20 protein-coding genes are annotated in these 22,199 nt (G+C 40.9%); all 20 read right to left on the bottom strand.

Annotation, left to right across the window (positions count from 1 at the left end):
- Window positions 1-33 precede the first annotated feature (33 nt).
- The 20 genes from EOO50_RS05235 to EOO50_RS05330 all read right to left on the bottom strand — a co-directional run bounded on the left by EOO50_RS05235 (window position 34) and on the right by EOO50_RS05330 (window position 21,860).
- A complete protein-coding gene (locus EOO50_RS05235) occupies window positions 34-849 on the bottom strand; it encodes a sigma-70 family RNA polymerase sigma factor (protein ID WP_290838446.1) in 816 nt (271 codons plus the stop codon).
- The gene (locus tag EOO50_RS05240; RefSeq protein ID WP_290838447.1) at window positions 836-1,315 is read right to left on the bottom strand and encodes an HNH endonuclease; all 480 of its coding nucleotides are present in this window, start codon (window positions 1,313-1,315) and stop codon (window positions 836-838) included. The genes EOO50_RS05235 and EOO50_RS05240 overlap by 14 nt, the downstream gene beginning before the upstream one ends.
- Window positions 1,316-2,051: 736 nt before the next feature.
- Window positions 2,052-5,453, bottom strand: coding sequence for a phage tail tape measure protein (locus EOO50_RS05245; protein WP_290838448.1), 3,402 nt, complete (start codon window positions 5,451-5,453; stop codon window positions 2,052-2,054).
- Window positions 5,454-5,764: 311 nt separating this feature from the next.
- Window positions 5,765-8,014, bottom strand: coding sequence for a hypothetical protein (locus EOO50_RS05250; RefSeq protein WP_290838449.1), 2,250 nt, complete (start codon window positions 8,012-8,014; stop codon window positions 5,765-5,767).
- 26 nt (window positions 8,015-8,040) lie between these two features.
- Window positions 8,041-9,162, bottom strand: a complete 1,122-nt coding sequence (locus tag EOO50_RS05255; protein WP_290838450.1) for a hypothetical protein — start codon at window positions 9,160-9,162, stop codon at window positions 8,041-8,043.
- Window positions 9,159-9,623, bottom strand: a complete 465-nt coding sequence (locus EOO50_RS05260; protein WP_290838451.1) for a hypothetical protein — start codon at window positions 9,621-9,623, stop codon at window positions 9,159-9,161. The genes EOO50_RS05255 and EOO50_RS05260 overlap by 4 nt, the downstream gene beginning before the upstream one ends.
- A 3-nt stretch (window positions 9,624-9,626) precedes the next feature.
- Entirely contained in the window at window positions 9,627-10,028 is a 402-nt protein-coding gene (locus EOO50_RS05265; protein WP_290838452.1) for a hypothetical protein, read from the bottom strand.
- Window positions 10,025-10,609 (bottom strand): hypothetical protein, encoded by a 585-nt coding sequence (locus EOO50_RS05270; protein ID WP_290838454.1) that lies wholly within the window; start codon window positions 10,607-10,609, stop codon window positions 10,025-10,027. Before EOO50_RS05270 ends, EOO50_RS05265 begins: the two co-directional genes overlap by 4 nt.
- Complete coding sequence (locus tag EOO50_RS05275; RefSeq protein ID WP_290838455.1) at window positions 10,600-11,814, bottom strand: terminase large subunit; 1,215 nt, start codon at window positions 11,812-11,814, stop codon at window positions 10,600-10,602. Before EOO50_RS05275 ends, EOO50_RS05270 begins: the two co-directional genes overlap by 10 nt.
- Window positions 11,811-12,353, bottom strand: a complete 543-nt coding sequence (locus tag EOO50_RS05280; RefSeq protein ID WP_290838456.1) for a hypothetical protein — start codon at window positions 12,351-12,353, stop codon at window positions 11,811-11,813. Before EOO50_RS05280 ends, EOO50_RS05275 begins: the two co-directional genes overlap by 4 nt.
- 98 nt (window positions 12,354-12,451) lie before the next feature.
- Window positions 12,452-12,904 (bottom strand): phage holin family protein, encoded by a 453-nt coding sequence (locus tag EOO50_RS05285; RefSeq protein WP_290838472.1) that lies wholly within the window; start codon window positions 12,902-12,904, stop codon window positions 12,452-12,454.
- Window positions 12,905-12,912: 8 nt separating this feature from the next.
- Entirely contained in the window at window positions 12,913-13,365 is a 453-nt protein-coding gene (locus tag EOO50_RS05290) for a hypothetical protein (protein ID WP_290838457.1), read from the bottom strand.
- Between the two features lie 2 nt (window positions 13,366-13,367).
- The gene (locus tag EOO50_RS05295) at window positions 13,368-16,313 is read right to left on the bottom strand and encodes a hypothetical protein (protein ID WP_290838458.1); all 2,946 of its coding nucleotides are present in this window, start codon (window positions 16,311-16,313) and stop codon (window positions 13,368-13,370) included.
- Entirely contained in the window at window positions 16,314-16,829 is a 516-nt protein-coding gene (locus tag EOO50_RS05300) for a hypothetical protein (protein WP_290838459.1), read from the bottom strand.
- Window positions 16,826-17,980, bottom strand: coding sequence for a hypothetical protein (locus EOO50_RS05305; RefSeq protein WP_290838461.1), 1,155 nt, complete (start codon window positions 17,978-17,980; stop codon window positions 16,826-16,828). The genes EOO50_RS05300 and EOO50_RS05305 overlap by 4 nt, the downstream gene beginning before the upstream one ends.
- Window positions 17,980-18,291: a hypothetical protein gene (locus EOO50_RS05310; RefSeq protein WP_290838462.1), complete on the bottom strand. Its 312-nt coding sequence runs from the start codon at window positions 18,289-18,291 to the stop codon at window positions 17,980-17,982. Before EOO50_RS05310 ends, EOO50_RS05305 begins: the two co-directional genes overlap by 1 nt.
- Before the next feature lie 39 nt (window positions 18,292-18,330).
- Entirely contained in the window at window positions 18,331-18,906 is a 576-nt protein-coding gene (locus EOO50_RS05315) for a hypothetical protein (protein ID WP_290838463.1), read from the bottom strand.
- A gap of 82 nt (window positions 18,907-18,988) precedes the next feature.
- The gene (locus EOO50_RS05320; RefSeq protein ID WP_290838464.1) at window positions 18,989-20,035 is read right to left on the bottom strand and encodes a hypothetical protein; all 1,047 of its coding nucleotides are present in this window, start codon (window positions 20,033-20,035) and stop codon (window positions 18,989-18,991) included.
- A gap of 26 nt (window positions 20,036-20,061) precedes the next feature.
- Window positions 20,062-21,402, bottom strand: a complete 1,341-nt coding sequence (locus tag EOO50_RS05325) for a Clp protease ClpP (RefSeq protein WP_290838465.1) — start codon at window positions 21,400-21,402, stop codon at window positions 20,062-20,064.
- Between the two features lie 68 nt (window positions 21,403-21,470).
- On the bottom strand, window positions 21,471-21,860 hold the full coding sequence (locus tag EOO50_RS05330; RefSeq protein WP_290838467.1) for a hypothetical protein: 390 nt from the start codon (window positions 21,858-21,860) through the stop codon (window positions 21,471-21,473).
- Window positions 21,861-22,199: the final 339 nt, after the last annotated feature.

Here is a 22,199-nt window from a genome sequence, read left to right on the forward strand (position 1 = left end):
TCCTCGACCGTGCTGAGGTTTGCCTTCATATAATCATAGTTCTTCATCTCGTTCCTTGGATTTGTTTCGATAAGTAGTTTTAAACTTATCCTTCGTTCGGGTGGTTTTAGCCATTTCCTTAGCAAGGCTCTTTATTTTTCTCTGTTCGTTTAAAAGATTTCGGTTCTGTCTTCTCCATTCATTATTGTATGCGTGGATTTTATCTTTGTTTTCCAAATAGTATTTCTTCCGATTTAATTTTTGATTGTCATTGTATTCCTTAATCTTTTTCCGTCTTTTTTTTTCAGCTTCAGATTGTTCCCGCCCCATTTGTTCTGCCAACTTTTCCATGGCGAACTTAACCTTTTGCCCAGCGCGAGAATTGCTGATTTTTAGGTGCTTGGCAATTGCTCTGAAAGTCATTGGTTCGTGATTGCCAAGACCATAATGAAGGGTAAGGATTTCTCTGTCAATTGGCCTGAGGTGCTTAAGTGCTTCTTGCATCAGTAACAATTTCTCAGCTTCCTCATCATCCTCAACGTCCTCAACCCAATCCATGCCGTCGATTGGAACGCTGTGGAAGATTACATTCCCATGCTCATCTTTATCCATCTTCCTCTTGACGGTGTTCCCCTTGCTTTTGATGAGAGTTAGCATTGCCTGTTTCATCCAAATCGCCGCGATGTATTCGAACTTCACATTCTTTGACGGGTCAAACGCCTTGCAAGCTTTGTCTAAGGCAAGAAGGGCTTCCTGATATAGGTCATCATGTTCAAGCGTCGGATATTGCTTAAGAAACCCTTGGAATTGTCGAGCATAATGTCTCGCAAATCCAAGATAATCTTCAAGCTTCGGTTTATCTTGCGACATGAACCCAACCTTTTCCTCTTTTTATTCTTGATATCGCTGATTGCGTTACTCCAAACAATTCACCAATGGCTTTCTGTTTTAGACCGCCAATCGATGTGAGATATAAAATCGCCTTGACTTTTGTTTCGTTAAGCTTTGCTTGAGTAATATCTTCCCCGCGAAGACAGTTCTCCATGCGAGTGACGTATCTCAAATTCTCAATGCGATTGTCAAGAGCATCACGATTGATGTGGTCAACCTCTTGACCCGTTGGACACTCTCCAACAAAGGCAAGCATCACCAATCTGTGAGTGTAGTATTTTATTCCATCAATGTAGTGGAAGTGATAATTACCGTTGGAGTTCGTAAAACATCCTTTCAGGTTCCTGTAGGTTCCGTTGAGGTTTAGTTTTCTCAGTTTTCCTTGGTCTGAGATTTCATACCTTAAATTGATTGATTCAAGTTTTTTCCATAGTTCAGTTTTCATTTCAATTGTTGAACATTCTTTTGATAACCCCGCGCGATGTTGTTCTTGGTTGGCTCGACGGGCTTCTTATTAATTATCTCTTCTCAAATCAATGATTAGAAGAACAATGCTTGTGAGAATTATAATTCCTTTGATGAGCATTGGCAAGACAATTTTCCACAGATTGGGCATTCATTCGCTTGTGGGCATTGACAAGTCGATTTTCCACAGATTGGACAGACAAGTTTTAGCAGGGTGAGATTCACGATAATCTTGATAAGTTCATCCTTTTCATTGAACCTAATTAATTCGGCAAGTTGATTGAAGAAATTGTCATCGTAAATCCGATTGACCGACCACGGTAGAGTGTAACCGTTCACAGTCACAAGGGAACCTGCTTTAATTTCGGTGAATGTTATGTTTGTAATTTTTGAAGCGGCTTCAGCTTCGTTCTTCATTTGTAAACAGAATTTGCACATAATTTAATTGGTGCTGGAATTTATCCAGCGGATTATCGTTTTTGTTATTGACCTTTCTTCTTGGATTATCATTGCTTGTTCCTTCAATTGTTTCGTTCTCACAATTATCTCCCAAAGGATTTCGTCAAAAGGTCTTGGGTCATTAGGGTCATTCATTTTCATTGTTTATTATATATAGTCTGTCGAATTGCAAAGTGTAATTTTTACCATAAATTTTTTGAAATAAATGGGAAAACCCGCGCTATTGGCGGGTTCTCATCATAAAATATTTTCATTGGTTAAGACATGTTGGCCTTGTCAGCGGCCAAAGCGATTGACCTTTGCGTTGCGGAAATTTCCCTTACGTCAACTTGAGGTGCAGGTAGCGAAAGGTTGGCAAGCGAAACTTGTTCTCCAATCTTAACGGCCAGCGAATCCATATCCATCGCTATTCCGTTAAGCTGTCCAAGATTAGCGTTCCCCGTAACGCCGCCGTTTGCGAAACGGTAGGTTGGAACTTGCCCACCGTAACTAAATGCAAGACCGCCACCGTCTTCGTTAATTGCAGATAAGAGATTGCGATACTTCGAAGTTGAACGTTTATTGATGATTGCTTCACCCCCTTCCATTTCGAAGCCTGGCGTTCCAGCTACGGTGAAAGGAATTCCACCTTGTGCATGGCTCTTGCCTCTCGCAAGACCACCCTTTTGAAACTTAATACCCGCAACCTTTGCGATTTGAGCCGCACCAAGCGCGACTGTGATTCCTGCATAGATTGCTCCGAGGGCTGGTGATGCGACCGTTGCCACAGGTTTGAAGGCCGCGTCATACGCACTCATTGCATTCTTCGCGGTGGTAATACCAATTTCGGCAATTGCCGCCGCTTTGTAGGCGGTCGTGTTTTCCTTAAATAAGCCCTTGGCTTGACCGATGGTGCTGGCAATTTGTTCCATCTTAGCCATCTCAACAGACTTGCGCAAGTTCTTTTCTAACGCTGCATACTTTTGATTGATAAGATTGAGGTCGGCTCCTGATTTCTCAGCCGCCTTGACTTCAGCAACCCTTTGGTTTTCGAGGTCTTCCAATAGCAGTTCAAGGGTAACTTGATTTTGCTCTTCAGCAAGTTCCATCTTGGTATCGAAGTCTTCAAGTTCCTTTTCCTTTTTCGCTTCAGCGCGTTCGAGTTCGGCTTCCTCATTCGCAATCCTGTTCTCTTCTCTGATTGCATCAATGGCAAGGAGATATTCCTTTTCGTTGATTTGCCCGTTCTCCAATTTGGTAGCTTGGAATTCAAGTTCCATCTCCATCAAAGAATTGTTTTCCGCTAATTGAACCGCAAGCTTTTCAGCCGAGAAAAACTTTTCATCATCGACCTTTCTTGCAAGATTCTCCTTGTAAGCTTCCAATTCCAATTGAGCATTCTCAACGGTTGCATCAGCCGTCTTCTTTGCGTAATCGGTCGTTAGATTTAACTTGGCCGCTTCATAAGCGTCTTTACTAATCTTTCCTGATTTGTATTCAAAATCATTCAGCGCAAGACGCTTGTTCATTATCTGCTCATCAACCTTAAGTTGGTCTTCCGATGATTTCTTTCTGAAGCCTTGACCCGCGATAAATAAGTCAATCGCTTCCTTTTGCTTTTTGATTTCCGCCTCAATGGCTTTGAGTTTTTCGTCTCTTGCTTTCTTGGCGGCATCAGCGGCCGCTTTCGCATTGGCGGCGGCGTTCGGGTCAACATCTGAAACAATGTTCTTGTCTGTTGAGGTGTTGGCCGTTTCATTTGAAGTCTTTGATTTGAAATTGACTTCCTTAGACTTCATCGAGTCCAAGGCTTTGTTAATTTTTTCGACATCTAATCCGAGCGCATCGAGAGCGGGGCTGATGTTGTCAATGATTCCCTTGATTCCGTCGATGATGGTGTTCTTAATCTTACCGAAGGTTTCGTTGACAATGTTCAGGAGATTGAGGAATCCATTCTTAAGCGCATCAATCGCTCCTTGGAAGTCACCCTGAGCAATCGCCTTGAAGAAGTTGAAGAATGTTCCGATAGTGTTGGATAGAACCTTGAAGACTCCACCGATGTAATCGAAGACTCCACCAACGGTTGTTTTGAGGTTCACCCATGCGTTAGCCAATACCACGCTCACAAGGTCAATCAACGGCTGGATGTCTTCCTTGACATCGCTGAGGTATTCAATGATTGCCGCGAGTCCTTCGGTGGCGGTAATCTTGATGTTAGTCCAAATGTCACCGAAGTCTTTTATCTCAAACAGTTCCGCTTGCGCCTTGTTAAGTCGCTCTGTTGCTTCCTGAAGTTCCAATTGCTTCTTTGCCGTTTCATCAAGAGTCTTGTTTGAAGCTTGCCCGATTGCTTGAAGTATTGTCAATGCACCACCAGCATCTTCACCCGCGCCCCTGAACACGTCAGCGGTCAATGCCGCTTGTTGTTGTTGGGTCAGTTGAGTCTTAGCGGATTGCTCTGCAATTGCTTGAAGTGCTTCCTTGGTAGTCATTTCACCCGTCCTGACTTTCTTCAGCACATCATCTGAGAAGTTCGCACCGAAGGCATTCACAAGAGCATCCCTTGTTGATTTGGTTTGTTCGGTTAATGAAAGTCCGGCTTCTTTAATTGCATCAGGTAATTTGTCTGAATAGATTCCCAATTCAGCACCCGTGTTCAATACATTGACAAACTCCTGAGCAGAAAACCCAGCCTTAGCAAACAGACCGTCATACTCCCCAAGAGAATCAAGAAACTCTTCATTTTGCGCTCCACCTGAAGCAAGACCTTGAGCGATTATATCGTTGGCTTCACTCATTGAAATCCCGTAAGACTTGGCAAGTGAATTGGCCTTGGCCGCTATGTCCTTGAAATCTTTATCAAAGGTTTCCGCTGTTGCTTGTATTTCGCTTCTAACAGTGGAAAGTTCACCCGCGCTTACTCCAAGTGCTTTAAGTTCTTTGTTCGTTTCCTGAAGCCCTTTATTGTAATCGAAGATTGCTTTCCCAGCCGCGAAGGCCGCTGTGATTCCAGCGATGACGGCTCCAATGGGAGTCATGATAAACTGCATTGCGGCAGTTGTGGCTCCCTTGATTCCCGTGGTCATTTGACCGAATGAGTTCTTAAAGAGGTTACCCGCGCCGCCAGCTTCCTTTGAGCGTTCTAATAATCCTGAAAGACCACCATTGAAAATATTGATGCTGTCAAAACCTTCACGGAAGCTGGAAGTATAGTTCCCAATATTTTGTTTTTGCTTTTCAGCCGCTGAGGAATTTTCCTTCGTCAGTCTATTGTTCTCATCCAACTTCTGATTGATGAGTTCAATGGCTTGCGCACCTTCTTTTGTAGCGGTAGAAAGATTGTTTCGAATTGCGATAAGCTGACGATTGTTTGCGGTCGCTTGTGCAATCGTTTCGACTTCCTGATGTAACGCTTGGTTGAGAGCATCAGCAACATTCTTTGCCTTATCCTTTGCCGCGTTTACTTGCGCAAGAACATTCTTTTGGCTGTTGTAAGCCGTGTTGAGGTTTTGGAGTTGAGCCGCTTGCTTAACAAATTGTTCAGATGAAGATTGACCTTCCTTGGCAAGTTGTCTTTGTGATGCCTGAAGGTCATCGATTGATTTCTTGGTTTCGGAAAGCTTCTTAGTTAATTGGTCAACGTTGATATTAAGAGATAGAATCTCGACTTGATTTGCCACTTCATAGTTGCATTATTTTCGTGTTATTGGATTACACCACATTCAAAATGATGGTGTTGGATTTGAGGTTTTGTTTCGGATAGTCAATCCTGATTTCATAAGTTCCGACTGTACTTGACGTAATTCGGAACTGTTGATTTGAAACCTTCGCTGAACTGACTCCCGTTGGAAATACCGCTTGAGATGTGTAGAGTCCGTCATATAATGTCTGAACCCACAGATATACATTTTCGCCAGCGGTGATAGTTATTTCTGTTCTTCCAAGTCCCCATGTGATGAATGGTTTCTTTCTTCTTAAACTGTAAATCATCTTAGCATGGATTGAGTAGGAATGTGTAATTTGGAGTGGCGATGTTCCCACCTAAATAACTTGCGTTCAGCACCCAATGGTAGTTTGCTGGAACGGGCAAATCAGTTATTGTGAATGTTGTTGTTGCATCAGGGAGCCACATCGCAGTTCCGAAGACTTGACCGAATAAAACTTCAGTTGCTGTAATGTAAAGTAGTATCGGGAAAGGCGTGTCAGTCTCAAAATTAAAGGTGACCGAACATCCGCTCTGAGTCATGTTTGTTATTTGGAAGACTTGCGGTTCAGGCGGGTTTCCACCATTGTTATCATCATCTTCCTCAGCGAAAAACTTCACATTCACCAACTCCGTTTTCGTAGGTTTTCCAACCACATAATCAGCGACCTTGTTAATGATAAAATATTCACCAAGCTTTTCGAGATAGATGAGTTTTCTGAAGTCGAAATCCGTAATCTCTTTTGAAGTAAACCACTTGTTGACAGTTACCACTTTCGAGCGATTAAGAATGCCTTGCATCGGTAAGTAATAATCTTCAATCACGTCAGTCATTCCCATTCGGTTATAGTTTTCGACGTAGCAATTTTTGAATGTTGTGGTTTGTCCAAAGGCTTCCGAATCGATATTCGTTGTGAGCGGCATGATGTATGGTTCCGAGCGCATCAGGTAAAAGCGTTTATCTAATGGTTTGTATTCAACTTCACCATCATCCTTGACTTCCTTATCCCAAAACTTGTAGACCCTGAATCGCTTTCCAATTAAATATCTGTCATAGGCTTCAGGCGCGTAGAATTTGGATGAGATAACTGTATTTTCATCTTTCAGATTTGGATTCAGAATTGCGATGCTACCGTTGAAATGTGAGGCGTTGTCTTCATTGTATTTGTATGTGAAAAGATTTTGTTGAGCGTAGTTTCCATAGCTGTATTCTTCTTCAACAATTTCAATATCTTCATCCCACAAATCAATATTGTCTGTTGTCAATAATTGACCAAGAGTCAAAAACGTCAGCTTCTTGGTGTACTTATCTTTATACATTGTCAGGCCGTATCTCTTGATAATTTCCATGACAAAATCAGTTGCCTTGAATTCAATTAAGGCTTCATCGAAGTTCACCACATCACCAAGAACCTTATAGAAATCTATGTCGAGATTTCCACCGACAACCTGATTAGGTTGCCAATGTGAGTTTGTTGTGAACGGAATATTTCCATATTGGAAGTTCATCAAGTGGAGACCGACACGTTCTTCATCCGTCATTGTAAATGAGTAACTTATATCAAGGTCAGTTGCGCCCGTGATGCCCTGAACGATTGGTGTGTATGTCACAACGTTGGTCGAAAGATTGACCCTTTGGAGCGCAATTCCGTAGCTTGCATTTGCATTCGGTGGAAAGTATAACGAACCTTCGATGTTGAACCTGTAGAGTCCGTCAGCATCAACCTTAATCGCGCGACAATGACCATCAGTTTGTTGAACTGAAGTTGCGGCTGTAGATGTGAAACATTGGGTTAAAAGTGTCGACTCGTAAACGGTCGCAACAGCAAACCCAAAATCTGTTGGGAAAGTTGTGGAGAACGATAGCGGGTCTGTCCAATCTTGATGATTGATGAATTCCAATGCTTGATTAGTTGAACCAACGGGCTTCGGATATGTCATCCAAAGATTTTTGAAGTCCTCTGTTTGGAAGATGGAACCGTCATAAGTGTAACCCGCGTAATTGAAAATCTTATTCCAAATGAACTCAACCTTAGCGGCTGGGATGAAGTAATCAATATTGAATCTTGTAGTCGTTGCACCGCTGTAATGAAAGATTGTTTTTCCATTGTAATCCGCGATGTTGTAGCGATACGGAAGCGTTGTTGCGCTCCATGTTTCGAGAACGTTATGAAGATTCTTGAGATGGTTCAGTTCGGAAAGTCCCATGTCGGTCAGAGTCTTATTCTCAAGAGTTTTTTGAAAATCATAAATCCCATCGTAGACTGTCATCTCAATCGCCTTGTTAGTCTTGATGACATCAGCCCAACCATTGTAAATGAGTGCTTCACCCGTTTCGTCTAAGAGCGTAGCGTTGTTTCTTTGATAAGGAATGTTTGAGGTATTTCCACCAACTGAAAGGAAGCCTAAGGCCGCAAGATTGGTTGTTGTCTTAGGAAGTTTGATTTTACTTGTCAGGCTGGATTGTCGAGTACTGAGACTGCCAATATCGTTCACCTGAAGGGTCTTCGATACGGCGTAATCAGAATCTAAATCCATCAACTGACCGTTGACAAATAATCGCATTAAAGTGTGATGGTGTTTATCGGTGGCAAGTCGACTGACAAGCTTATTGAGAGTTTACCATTTTTCGTTTTTGTGTCCATTGAACCCGCGTTCAGATAGACCTTAATGAAATCGCTTTCATCTTCAATTTGATTAAATGGACTTGAATAATAATATAGTTCAACTTGTGCGCTTGTAGAAAGCGACTTAAAGTAATCAGCGAATTGTCCGTCAGCAATTGTGTTAAGTTGGAGCGTTGCGGTTGCCGTCTTTCCAATCGGATAAATGGAAGAATAGATGTCCTGAAGATTTCCGTAATCTCCCTCAATCACATCAAGTTCTTTGGTCTTGTAGGTTTCACGCGCGACCGAAGAAAACAGCCAATAGGAATATGCACCTTCATTATTCAGCCATTTCAAATAATGACCGCATTCACTTTCTTTACGGAAGATGTTGACGTTGCATTTGAATTCGTCATTCACATATAACTCCAATCGGTTGAGTGCCGAGTTTAAAAGAATGACATCATCAAAAGTCACCTCATTACCACCGTCACACAGATACATTCTCTTAGTGTCAGAATTTGTAATTGCATACGACTCACTTGTCATTGAGGTGCTAATATTTCTAAAGGAAATTGTGTCACCCGAATTAGTTCCATAGACTGAAAAATCAAATGGATAACCTTCAAAATAGGGAACCGTATAGGTGAGATAGTTTGCCGTTGGCAATAGGATTCTTACGTCGGTATCTTGAGCGTAAGCGAGTTTCTTTCTATAACCAATCTGTTGCTCCACACCGCCATAGAAATTAAACGTGAAGGCTCTAAAATCGCTCACGAAATCGGCTTCAACGGTTATGTCAACTACTAAAGATTTTACAATTGAATCATCATCATAAATGAACAATTCAGATAAGTCAGGAATGATTGAATCCTTGAATCTGTCAGGTGCAAACAAAGCCTTAGCCATGTCCTTCAAATTCATTGTGAACACACCTTCGAAAGGGAAGAAGACAAACTCCAAACCGTCAACCATAACGGATGCCCTAACAGGTTCATCGATTGTGTCACTTTGAAATTTTACGATGAAATTGTTGTAGGCGGGATTTAAGTTCGGTAAGCTGTTAATTATGCTAATCATTGAAATTCGTTGAAGCTTTTTGTTATCATCGCCTCAACATCTTTGATGAAGCGGCTAACATTTATTTGCTCGACTTTATCAAGGATTTCTTGAATTCGGTCGGGTGTAATCACTTGAGTATAAATTGGAAGGTTATTTTCCTTTTTGGTTCCCTTCTTAGCGATTGAACGCGCAATGAGGAATGCTAATGAACTGATTGAAAGCTTGTCTTCTAATGGTTTCAAACCCTTGGCTTTTATCCATTTCTCTATTGCTTCCAGCGGTGGCATTTTTCCAGCCCTTCGACCGCCGAGATATTCATATCCAAACAGGAAAGCTTGGTTCGGTTGATATAATGTCAGCAACCCTCTTTCGAATTCTCCTGTTGTTCTTTTGCCGCTGGAATTGTAGACCTTCAGGATGTCATCCCGGAGTCGTTCCATTTCTTCATGGAGAACATCTTTAGTTTCTTCTTCGAACATTCATTAGTCAATCAATGTCAGGTTATAGCTAACCAATTTTCCATCGACATTCATGTCTTCCATATTGATTACTTCAAGAATTCTGAATTGGTTAATCTTATAGCTGTTACATTGGAGAGCGGTCAGAATAAAGGGAAGTTGATTTTCCTTAATCGGTTTGATATATGTTTCAAACTTGTAATCATATTCTTCATCAACATCGGAATGTACCGCCAAAAGAAAGCGGCCTGAATAGGTCATAGTCGCTTCACCATATTCATTGAACTTTGGGTCTTCAACAATTGGTTCAACGAATAACCCAATGACATCCTTTTCAAGTTCAATTAGATTCTGATAATCCTTTCTTCCATAGAAGAAGAACCACCTTTTATTTGCCACATCTTCGAAAAGTTCTTTTAATGTCATTTGTTGTTTTGTCTTTGTTTTTTATTAGAGGCAATCGCACGTTGTAGCGAAGCCATTGTCTTGTTCATTCTTAATTTTTGAATAACCGTCCAATACGGCAAATTTTCAACCGCTTCCCATTTGCATATATCGCCACCTGCGAGGTCATCGATTATATTTAGAACACCAAACTGACCCATTTTTTCAGAGCCGTTTACAAGAATCCAATCGGCATCAGGTTCCTGATGGAGTTCGTTTTGCTCCATCGTTGCCAATTGTTTTTCCCGCGCTTTGATGGTATTCAAGATTCCGTAGAATTCGATGATTGGAATTCGATATGATTGGTCGGTGTCTAATCCTGTAATTAGCTTCGCGATTTCAACCAAGCTTTCAGGATTGCCGTCAGACAAATAATCTCTAACGTTCGTCACATCTCCGAAGCTTAATGAGTCCAATTCCAATAGTTGAATTGTTTCATCCTCAAATTCAAATTCTTGTATTGGACTAAGCCATTGAAGGAATTCATTTATCTGACGGAGTTCGTCATAATCTACCAAGAGAAATTCCTCGAATGTGTAATTTGTAATTCCTGTTATCGCCATTTAAAACCGAATTTCTTTTGGCCTTTGCCTCTTGTCATCATATACCAATATCTGATTCCGTCGATGCTGTGATTATACTTGTCAATTGGAACGTTCAAACTGTTTCCATCGTTGTCTTGCAACCACTTGTAGTTATGGAGTTCTTTAATCAGATTTTTAGAACTCACGGTCACCTTAAACGGCTCCCGTTGCATGAGACTTAACCCGTGAATTATCGAGTTCTCATATTTCTTGGCTCCAAGAATCGGTAACCCAAACTTCCTTAATTCTGCAATCGCTTGCGCTCCTGATTGGTCAGCATAAATTATCTGAGTTCTGTAATTAGTAGATTTGAGCCTTGCGAAGATGTCAGGATTGAATAATCCTTTTTCGTAAATGACTTCATCCCAAATCAGAGTTCCATCAGCTTCCCAAATGGCTGTAAATGTTGTTGGGTCATTTGAGAATCCAAAGTCCATTCCACCGCCAACATATTTTGCATGAGGTGGTATTTCATCAATGGTTTCGTAATTGGTTAAGATTGCTCCCGTGAGACTTCCAAGTTGTCCTAATCCTCTTGTCTGCCAAAGATTTTCATAGTAGGGGTCACCTAATTCTGCTAACCGTTTCCATTCCCACATATCGGATTTAATGTCATCCGATAATGCTTCATTGTCTTGGAACGTTAGCGTGATGAAATCGCAATCATCTCTTCCTAATAGTCGTTCGTCAAACCAAAATGGAGCATCAGGATTCCAGCATAGGAGACTAAACAACTTTGTTCTTGAATGAAGCTCATGCCATGCTTGATGCGGGGAGTTATTAGCCTCACAGAAATAAGTAATATCAGCCCTGACTCCCTTGAGTTTAGCAGGTTCGTCACATCCAAGGAACTTGAATTTTGATTTGTTGAGGCGATAAGTCCTATCGGTTTTATTATGTTTTTCAGGGTCGTATAAACCAAGCAAATCGAGGATGTCGAAGAAATCCTTCATTGCTGTATTCTTCAAAGCTGGAATATCCTTTCCGACAATGTTGATGTTAATCTTGCGCTTTTCGGCAAACCAAATGAGGTATTCCAAAATTGCATACGTCTTTCCCGCTGATTGGCCGCCTCGGACTGCTCTTATCCTTTTCGATAGTTTTGCAACTTTCTCGAAGGCGGTTGTTGGAATTGTTCCCTTCGGTTTATCGTCTTCCGTAGAGGTTTGAGTTACTTCTTTCAAAAATCATATTCATCACTTTTTTCGTTATCTGTTGAAGTTGGCATGTTGATTTTTAAAGGTTCAACATCTTGATAATTGATGTCGATGACGGTTCCGTTCCTAATCGCGTCAATGAGATTTTTCTTTGATTCCGAACCCGCTTCGATTTGTATAATGGTTTGATTCGTTCGGGTGGTTTCTTGCTTGTGAACGAGAGCGAATTCACTACTAAATTTTCTTTCGAGAATCCAAGCCCAACGAGTAAAGTTTGCATCGTTCATCAATTTTTCACCAACGACCTCTTTCATATCGATGTAGGCCAACTGAAGTATTTCAAGGAATTCTTCAGCATGTTCATTTTCGATTTCCCCAGCTTTCCACCGCCTGAATTGGCGGTTGCTGATTATGCATCGTGGGTCACCATGTTTTTTAATTTCCCTATTGACGAGCAGAACCAAATCTTCGTCAGTTAGGAAAATGACCTTCTTGCCTTCAAGGACTGTTTTGAGCGCATCTGTCCAAATTTTCATTTTGCTTGATTGTCCTTTTGGTCTTGCCATTTCATGTTATTCATATTATTATAAATAGTATCATAATTCTCAAAGTGAAGATTTGACCAAAAAAAAACCAGCCTATTTTCGGCTGGCTATTTTTCGAATCATTCGACAGGCTTGTTTGCGTCAGATTCTTTTTCTTCTTCGGTAATTTCATTCAAATCTTTTTTGATTCCTTTGAGTTTACCAATCAATTCTTGGATGATTGTCCAAATACTTTTATTTCCAAGTTTTTGTGACTTTTCATCAATTGATTTCATTTCGACATAGCACCAAACAACACATATTGATTTGCTGAGGAATAGCTTAATGTCCATAAACGAGCCGTTCAAAAGATGGACATCAGCGAAGTATGCCATGATAATAGTCATCAGATAGAAGAAACTTTTTATAACGAGGTTGAACAGTTTATGACTTCTAAATCCTGTCCAGCCTTCCTTTCTAAACATTACAAAGATTCCCGCGAAGGTGTCGAGTGTGACGAAAAGAACCATAAGGATTATTAAACCTTTAATTGGCGCAAGGAAAGCCGTAACTATCCCGCCCAAAATCAACATTGTTTTCACTAATAATTTTCATCTATGTAGCTTGTTATAATGGTTAGCAGTTCATTGTAGAAATTTTCTCCAATAATTTCACTACCGATTGCCTCAAGCTTTTGCTTGCCGCCAATCCATTGACCTAAAACTATTTCTGCTCTCACAGGTTCGATTGCAGATTCAACAGCAATATGTTCTTCATCGTTTATAAGGCCACCAAGTTTCGACACACGGAGCTTCGCGCTGATTTTCAGATATGCACTTTCCCCATCTGCTTTACGCTTAAGGTATTTACAATATTCATCTTCAACGGCAATTTCCTGAGCCTCGCTCGGATGAATGCCAGGGTAGATTAAAACGGTTCCGTCTGTGTGAAGAAATGATAAATAAGCAAGAAACGTCGGGTGATTATCTTGCATTACAACTAATTCTCCAAGGTCTGTATATGTTTGACCTTGACTGGTGATGTAATAGTTCATTCCTATCGAATTAAAGCTATGTTATGACCGAAGTAATCAAGACCTACAGCCGAAGCGTTGGTATTATTACATGTTGCATATCCTATCGATAATGCAACTGTTGGAAGGTCTGATGATGTGGAATATGTAAAAGAGGCGTTCGTTGTTTGATTGGTCAAAACAAATGTTACTCCTGATGATGATGAATTGATATAACCGAGGTAAATATCACTTTCAACAGTATTTGCAGGTAAACCCGTATCTACAACAGTTGCAGAACCTGATGCATCATTGTGAACAATCTGCCAATTATTGGAAGTTGCAATTCTTGCGAATGCCATGCAGTTGGTGAACGTTGTAGCATCTATCGTAAATGCAAGAAAGTTCCCTGTTACGCATCCAACAAAAGACCTGATTCCTGAAAGGTTTCCATTCGTTGAACTTCCGAACTTTGTCCAAATCTCGAAGGAAGAATCACTTCGTGAGAAGTATGCTCCTTGGCGGCCACCCGATGATGTGCCTGATGTTGAACTTGTTTCTAACCCAAATCTCCCCGTTCTTGTAAAGGCATTTGTCTGAACATAATTCCTTGATGCTGGCCCGTTCGATATTACAGGTACGGGACCTTGAACATTTAGGTTAACCGTACCGATGTTTGGAAGAACCCAATAATTTTCTTTTATGGGGAATCTATCAACCTTGCTCAAAATTAAGTTTGAAATGGTCGTAGAATGCCCGCTTGTCACAGCACTAATGGCATTAATTGAGGAACTATAATCCGTACCTGTAATACCGCTCACAGGTTTAGAAATTACTTTACCTGATGAGTCTGTCGAGAGATAATTTGTTGTTGTCCCTGAATCGAACCTTGAAGTTGGATATTGATTGAACTGTAAATAATCGGTTCCAATATTCAACAAGGTCGGAGCCGCAGATTCTGTCGAACCATATCCGTTCTTAAAGGAATAAAGTAATCGGCTATCAGTCCACTTATCGTAAGCTATCGATTTAACGGCAGAAAAAACTTGTTGGGCTTGACTGGTCGATGCTCCTGTGAATGATGAGACAATTGGATTAACCATACCACCATTAGAACCTTGGCTGAATAATTGAAGAAAGCCTGTGATTCCACCCGCGCCCGTTATATGACCGAATGATGTTCCAAAATTGGAATTACCATTATTGGTGTTGTATGAAATACTTCCACCTGTTAGGATAATGCTACCTGTTCTATACGCTGGATTGGTGGATTGATTTGCTTTTGTTCCATCACTATTTAGCCACACATTCGAAATTGTAGACGCTGATAATATGCTACTTGTTAAGCCCGTGATTTGGGGAATAACATACTCACGTGTGGCAAGTGTTCCTGATTCCATAGGCATTCTCGCGATAACATCAGCGTGTTCAACACCGTTGAAACCAATCAGCTTAGTATTGTAATCCGTCGATGCATTAAAGTTGATTGATGAACCATCAATTTCTAAGTAATGTCCACCCGAACCTGAACCGCTATTAGAAACCTTAATGTAACTTCGATTATAGTCTTCCGTTACAACGAAATCAATTGCTCCATCAGCATATTGGTCTAATTCTAAGTGAATGTCATGACCTTGCGCTTCTGAACCGTAGTTAAGAACTGACTGTAAATTTTGAGTACCGCCGCTTAAGGTCGCTATTGATTCATCAACAAAATCTTCGGTTGCAACATAGCCGCTTTTGTGACGGAATTTTTGTTCATGCGTGTCTCCACTAATCGAAAATTGTTCTGCTCCGATTATCAACCCACCATTTCTTTCCCCATCGTTTTGCGTAATGGTGATTGTTGATTTACTGACTTCAATCGATGATGAAGCCTCAACGTCAGTCAACATCACCCTGTGAGGTTCAAGTCTTAAATCTTCAGTTGGTGATTGCACTAAAACTACTGTAGGAGTTAAGTATATGCTATTGTCCGATGCGCTTGATGCAAGACCTATTGTTTGGTCTGTCGCAATATTACCATTGTCAAGAACTGCCTGAAGGTCTTGATTCCCGCCGTCAGGAATCAGACCGATGAACTCTAACCTTGAGGCGGCTGTGGAGATGCTAAATTCAACTACATGATTCGGCTCAAGAACAAAATCCTGTAGGTTTGGGAAATAGAATTTAAAGGCACCCGTTCCTGAGTTGTGTTTCAATGTCAACGGAGTTGCCTGAAAATTCTTTACAATGAATTTCTTACCTGAATAAAGGGCTTGACCTTCTACCTCATTAAATCCAACACTATTCCATTGTGTACATGTTCCGATGTGTCTTACAGCACCTAAATATGATGGTAGAACAAAGGTATTTAGCGTTCCAATGAAGTAAAGTTGCAATTCGTTTGATTCGAGTTTTGTAACAAAAAAATCAGGAATTACAAATGGTGTTTCTTCAATGATTGTTTCTCCGATAATTGTAACCGTGGAAACCAATAAAGTTCCATTAGGGACTACAGGTGATGTTGGATTTTCATCATCTTCGGTTCCTTGGATTGCCTCAAATGTATTTTCACCATTTGCAACGATGATGTCAATTCTTGTCGCGCCGCTGGAAGCCGCTGGAACTACGTAAACGAATTCTTCAGAATTGCCGTATAGTTCACCGCTGATTCTCCATGTGCCGCCTGAATAAATATGTATTTCATCATCTATACGCTCAAGGTCGATGTCAATCAATTGGTCTTGTTCAAGGCCGCTCAAAGACACAATTTGCTTCGAAAAAATCATCGGTACCAAGACTTCCATCAATGATACCTGAGAACCGAACACCACACCATTTACTCGAATTTCGGAAATGTGTGTTGCTGGAAGTAATTGCATCCTCGTATCGTAAGCGTTGTAGATTGCGATTGCGTCATCTTCAATCGGGAGAACAATATAATTTTTGATTCGCCTCTTACCATTTAAGCGGAAATAACCGCTATCAATATTTTGAATAATTTGCATTTAGATTCGCCAAAATTTAAGCTTGCGTTCACCCGTTCTAATAGTGTCAGCTTTATAATTGTAATGAGGAAATAACTGTTTGTTGTCATCGAGGTATAACTTGATGATTTCCCATTTTGAAGCCGCTGATTCGCGGTTTTGTTGAGCCTTGTCCTTCAACGCGGCTTGCGAAGTTGGTTCGGAATCGACGGTCAATTTTGTGGTCGCACCAAACGGAGTTATGTTCACATTAATTTCCAGCATCAAGCGGGAATAGGTGAGGTCAATCAACATCGATTTTAAACCATCCTGAGCAAACTGAACCCCGTTTTGCATGAAAGTAGAACCGCTGAGAAGGTCTTGATAAGATGGCGTTTCCAAGTTGCTTAAAACGTCAAAATAAAAGTGCATTCCAAGATAGTCCCTCAAATCCACATCTTGGGCTTGAAGAATTATTGGATTGATTTTATCAGTATCGGTAGTTTTTGCAACATCCTTTTTTAATCTAAGGTCATCGATTGTGATTATTGGAGTCATTGCGTTGCTTGCTTATCTTGTATGATTGGGATAATTGACCAATCATTTATTTCAAGTGGTTCAACCCAGCGGGTGAAAATTCTTTTGAAGGCGTTTATCAATAATGAACGTTGCTCTTCAAGGTCTTCCCAATGGGTAAGCTTAGCTTGTTTCAATAGTTCACCACTATTCCCGTATATCCCAGCGTCGGAATCTGTTTCCACAAGTATAGATGGGACACCGAATGCTCTTCTAATATTACGGGCAACGCTGTTTTCTGTGAATTCAAACATCTTGTCATCAATGTTGGAAGACAAATCCAACATCTTAAATTGGGTGTCAAAGTCATCACTCATTTCGTTGCTTTCCATTACGATAATTGACTCTTGGCTATCTTCGCCTTCAAGTTCTTTTAGTGTATTTTGAAAAGCTTGGCGTTCATAGTCATCATCAAACGGCTGAGTCATGTAAATTCTCGCGCCAAATCTTCCCTTCCTAAGACCACCGTTTTTAAATCTTGCCGCCTTCTTTTCTGAGTCCATATCGAAAACGACACAGTCTCCATCTGCTTCAGCGTAGATTCTTGATGCGTCACCTTTGATGTGTAGAATTTGACCCTTGTATTTCTGCCAACCGCCAGCGGCCTGAACTTGCGATTCAATAACTTTTGGGTCGGGATTGAAACGGTCAATAGTTATAAAATCACCTTTCTTAATGCTCTCTTCAATACTCAAATCCCAATTATTGTAAACTATAAATTTACCAGCGTAGCCCTTGGAGTCTTCCTTTCCAACGCGCGAGTCCGTGCTTGGGATAATTTGAGCAGAGGTAATTTTGTACTCAGAATTGATATTTACATGAATGAAAACATTGTTGATGTATGCCAATTCTTTTGAACTGTCACCCAACACCTGATTGATAGTTTGACCGTCTTGATTGACTAATATTTCATTGGCAAGTTCAAATGCAAATCCCTTTCCTCTGATGTATGCCGAATTTCTTTTGATACAATTACGAGCGGTAACCGATGCCGCAATTAAGTTGCGCATCTGAGTCGGATAATTATTATTGTCACCCCATGTCTGAATACCTTGAGTCTTGTCAAATTTTACAACTATCGACGGTTCAACATCAAGAAGCGTAGCACGCAATCCCTTATTTTTTTCTGACATTACTTTGAGTTACTCTTTTTCACCTCTGCTTGAGGTTTATCTTCGGAAATGAGGTCTAACCAATTCTCAGGGAATTTTTCAAACAGAGAAATTTTCTTTGGGTTTTCTTTCAAGTATCGGAGTGCGATTTCGTCACTCATATTGAGATTGGAAATGAATTCTCCCGAACCGAATTCGAACGGAAACATTCCGACATCGCGTAATCTAAAATTGCTGTCGATTACGACAACCGGGGTTACTAATTTATTTTTGCAAGAACTACAAGCCATAGTGTTGATTTTAAAAAAAGAAAAGGCAGATGGTTTTCCCATCCACCTTTCTTATTGAAATGAAATTGAAAAAGAAACAGCTTAGAATAAACCGTCGAATTTTGTTTTGTTTACCGCATAAGAACCCTCGTTCCAAACCAACCATGGGAATGATTCAGAATAACCTTCTTGTGATGCGATTTCGAAAGTTGCACCGCCACCATTTTCAGCCGTTGAATGATTCATTGCCGTCATCCTTAGACCTTGTTCAAGTCCGTAGATTTTAAATGCGCTTGCGTTGTTGGTTCCTTTGTATTTTGTTTCAACAACCATTACAACTTCAGCCATTCTAAGTTCATTTAAGAATTCGGATGAGTGAGCGTCGGAATAGTGAACTCGACCCGCGAAACGGTGAGTGAATCCGTCGAGACCAGTTTCGTTAGCGGCAAACTCAGATGAGGAAGTTGAAAGTTGCTTCACCCATTCAAGGCTTACGGCTGTAGTGCCTGACTTTAGATTAAGATTGGTGACTGTTGCCCCTGATTGAGTAAGGGTGGCAAGGTCAATGTCTTTACGTGTGATTAGAATTGCTTTCTCTTCAAGACCTGTCTTTGGTTGATTTTGTGGTTCACAATCGACAGCGATAGATTTGCTAACTCTATATGTGCATAATGCCATTATATTTTAGAGGTTAAACTTCTTGTAATTTGGTAGGTTCAGAGGGGCGCGGGATCCCGCGCCCTCTTCTTCCTTATTTTTCTTAGTATGCCACACTCATGAAGTATGGTTCAAGAACCTTAGCATCAATGCTGAAGATGTTTTCGGTGTAAACTTTTCTTTCAGTTTGGTCATACCAAACAGATAGTTCTTTGAATTCACCTTGGTCGAGAGTTCCGACAGGAATGTTGCTTGGGATAGTGAACTCTACTCTGTGAGGAAGGTTTCTCTTTGTTCCGTTATCTTGGTAAGCATCAATGATTCTATCAACGAATTCAGCAACAACGATTTTCTTACCTCTGTAAGTCATTACACCGTCGTTTACGGCAAGTGAACCAACCGCATTTAGACCAGCGTCCTCAAGTTTGTCAAGGAAGTTGTTGTAAACTGACTGCGTTACTTTGAAGTATGCGTCAGGGTGATTTGAAAGCCTCGAATCAGATTGATTGTAAACTTTTCTAAGAATTGTGAGACCTTCTCCCGCTGGAAGTTCCTGAGCAGAATACGTTGCACCCGTGTTGGCACCGATGACAATTCTTTTGATTTGTCCAGCCGTTACACCGCTGAAGATTTGAGCGTATATTCCATCAACAGAGTTAAAGAATCCAAGGTCAGTTCCATTGGTGAAAGTTCCACCTGATACAATTGTCTTAGCGTTTTTATCACCAAACCAAGCAAGTCTTAGAATAGCTTCATCAATCGCTTCAAGCAAGAGACTTGCAATCATTTTGATTTCGTCAGAACCGCTTACATCGTACTTGTTGGATTTTCTACCGAATGCCTTAAGCAATTCAGGAAGTTCCTTTGCACAGTAAGGAATTCTGATGTCGATTTGGTTATTCTCCCAATATTTTTGAGTGGCAACGATGCCAGCTTCAGAATCTTGAGGTGTGCAAGAACCGTTTGCGGCCTTACCTTGAAGACCCATGCTTCCGAAAAGAAGAATTTGGGTTTTCATATCGATGCCTTCGATGACATCATGCATTTCTGCAAGTGCTGGGTTAGCAAAGGCAGTCTCAAAAATTACCTTTGATAGTTCTTCAACTTCCCTTGGGGAAAGGGAAACGTTTGAAAAATCGAAATTTGCCATTATAGTTTAGTTGGTTATGGGCTTTGTTATTTCTTAGTTGATTTTCTACTGATAGAAAATTTTGGTTTGTCTTCGCTATCAGCTTTGATAGTTTGAGAAGACACGTTCTTCGGTGCGCTTGGCTCATAGTTGCTTCCAACTGACTTTGCCAAGGCTTGATATTTTGCTTCGATTTCAACCATCTTCCTCGCGTTGGCCTCAATGATGTCAAGAAGTCTCTCGACGGTTTCAATGTTGGCATCTGCATTGTCTGAAGGGGCTGGGTTAGTAGTGGTGTCATCAGTTGATGCGTCATCATCGCCTGTGGTCTTGTCAAGAATTTTGACAATCTTTCCATCGGCATCGGTCACAAATGAACTTCCATCTGAAAGTTCATATTCACCCGCGCAAAGTGGGTAGCTTACAGCCTCATAAGTGTAGGTAACAATGTCACCTTCAGCGAACGTTGTGTTGTCGACTTCCATTGACCACTTGCATAGCTGTTTTACAGTTTCCGCTTTGGAATCGTTCAAGGTTGCATCAACATCATCAGTTGAATCGCCTGTTGAATCTTCATCTGAATCCGAAGGAACAATCTCCTTCAATTCTCCAGCTTCGAATTTGTAAGTTGAACCGTCACGCATCACGAAATCGCCTTCAGCGTCCTTTCCGTCAACCTTTGCGAGGTCACCAACTGTTGGTGTGTCACCTGAGTCTAAATCAGAGAAAACCAATTCGGTTCCATTTCCATCTTGTAGAATCATTTCGGCTTTTAAGCCAACGAACTTTGCAAGAGAATCGAGTCTTTTGTTTGTTGCGTCAATCAAGTTTTTCATTAAACTTTTTTCTTCTTTTTCTTTATTATTGGTGAGTTTGGCCATTGCGGTCGCAACAGCTTTTGTTTCGGTAGCAAGACCAAAGTCAACAGCCTCATTGGAGTTTAGAAATGTTTCCTTCGCCAAAAGATTTTTGATTGTGTCTTGGTCGATGTCGAGATTGGAAGAATAGAACTTGATGAGGTCTTCCTCAGCTTGCCTTAAATCTTCGGCACCTTCGATGAGTTCATCATAAGTGCCTCTCATGAAGATGTCAGCCCACGGAAGGTGAATCATCAGAACATCCGTGGCGTTCTCATCAACGATTCTTCTTTCGCCTGCCATGTAGATTACGCTGGCGATGGAATATGCTTTCTTAGCGTAGGTATGAACAGGAACCTTGAGACCCTTGAGGAAATCAAAAATGGCAAACCCTTCGTTCACATAGCCACCTACAGAGTCAATCACCGCTACGAATTCCGTCGCATCCTTTTGTGATTTAACTTGGCGAACAATGTCAACAAGGGTTGTGTCTTGACCGATTACGTCGGTAATGTATATTTTGCCTATCATCTGAAAATAAATAGGCGCGACATAGCAGAAAATGAAGGCTGAGAGTCCCTAAGAATTATTAGGGAGTTTTAGAAGGTTGGAATTACGAATATGGATTCCAAAATATTCGAAACAATGAGTTCCGTAGTTGGAACGAATCTATCAGCCGAGTCTTTAAATGGTTTCTCAAAAGTGACTACCATATCGATGAACGCATCTTGGATGCCAGGCTGAACTTTTGTCTTAATGTGGCCGGGCTTTAAATCGAATGTATAACCAATCAACTTGCTGGAATGCAAAGTCAGTTCATCATAAATCATCCAAGTCTCTCGAAGTCTTTCTTGGATGTGGTCTTGATTTTCTCGCAGAATCCCGCGACCCTTCACATCCACCTCAATGACATCTTCCGTCAGGTCTCGATAGCTAACTTGGAATGGAGAGAATCCTCTCAGATTCTCAATTGTTACGGTTCCTTTCATAATCCATATATATTCAAAATTCATGGAAAGTGAAGTCTGTCAGATTGGGAAGGGGGTGAGCGCGCAATTGGGGGATGGGTTCTTTGGAAAACTTTTTTGGAAGTCAGTATTACAGCTTGGCGGTTTGGAGTGGATTCACATCATTGACATCATTACAGACCGTTTAAGGCATTATTTCGCCTTCGGCGGGTTGGACTAAGTTTAATATGGATTTAAGAACCTGTAGCGGAGATTTGGCCTTCGGCCTCTTGGAAAATATTTCTGTAAACCCTTGCAAGTAGAGGGTTTATTGAGTATTTTATAATATTAGTTAATAGTATATATAATATTATATATAAA

This window comes from Flavobacterium sp., from assembly GCF_004211145.1.
Lineage (GTDB): Bacteria > Bacteroidota > Bacteroidia > Flavobacteriales > Flavobacteriaceae > Flavobacterium.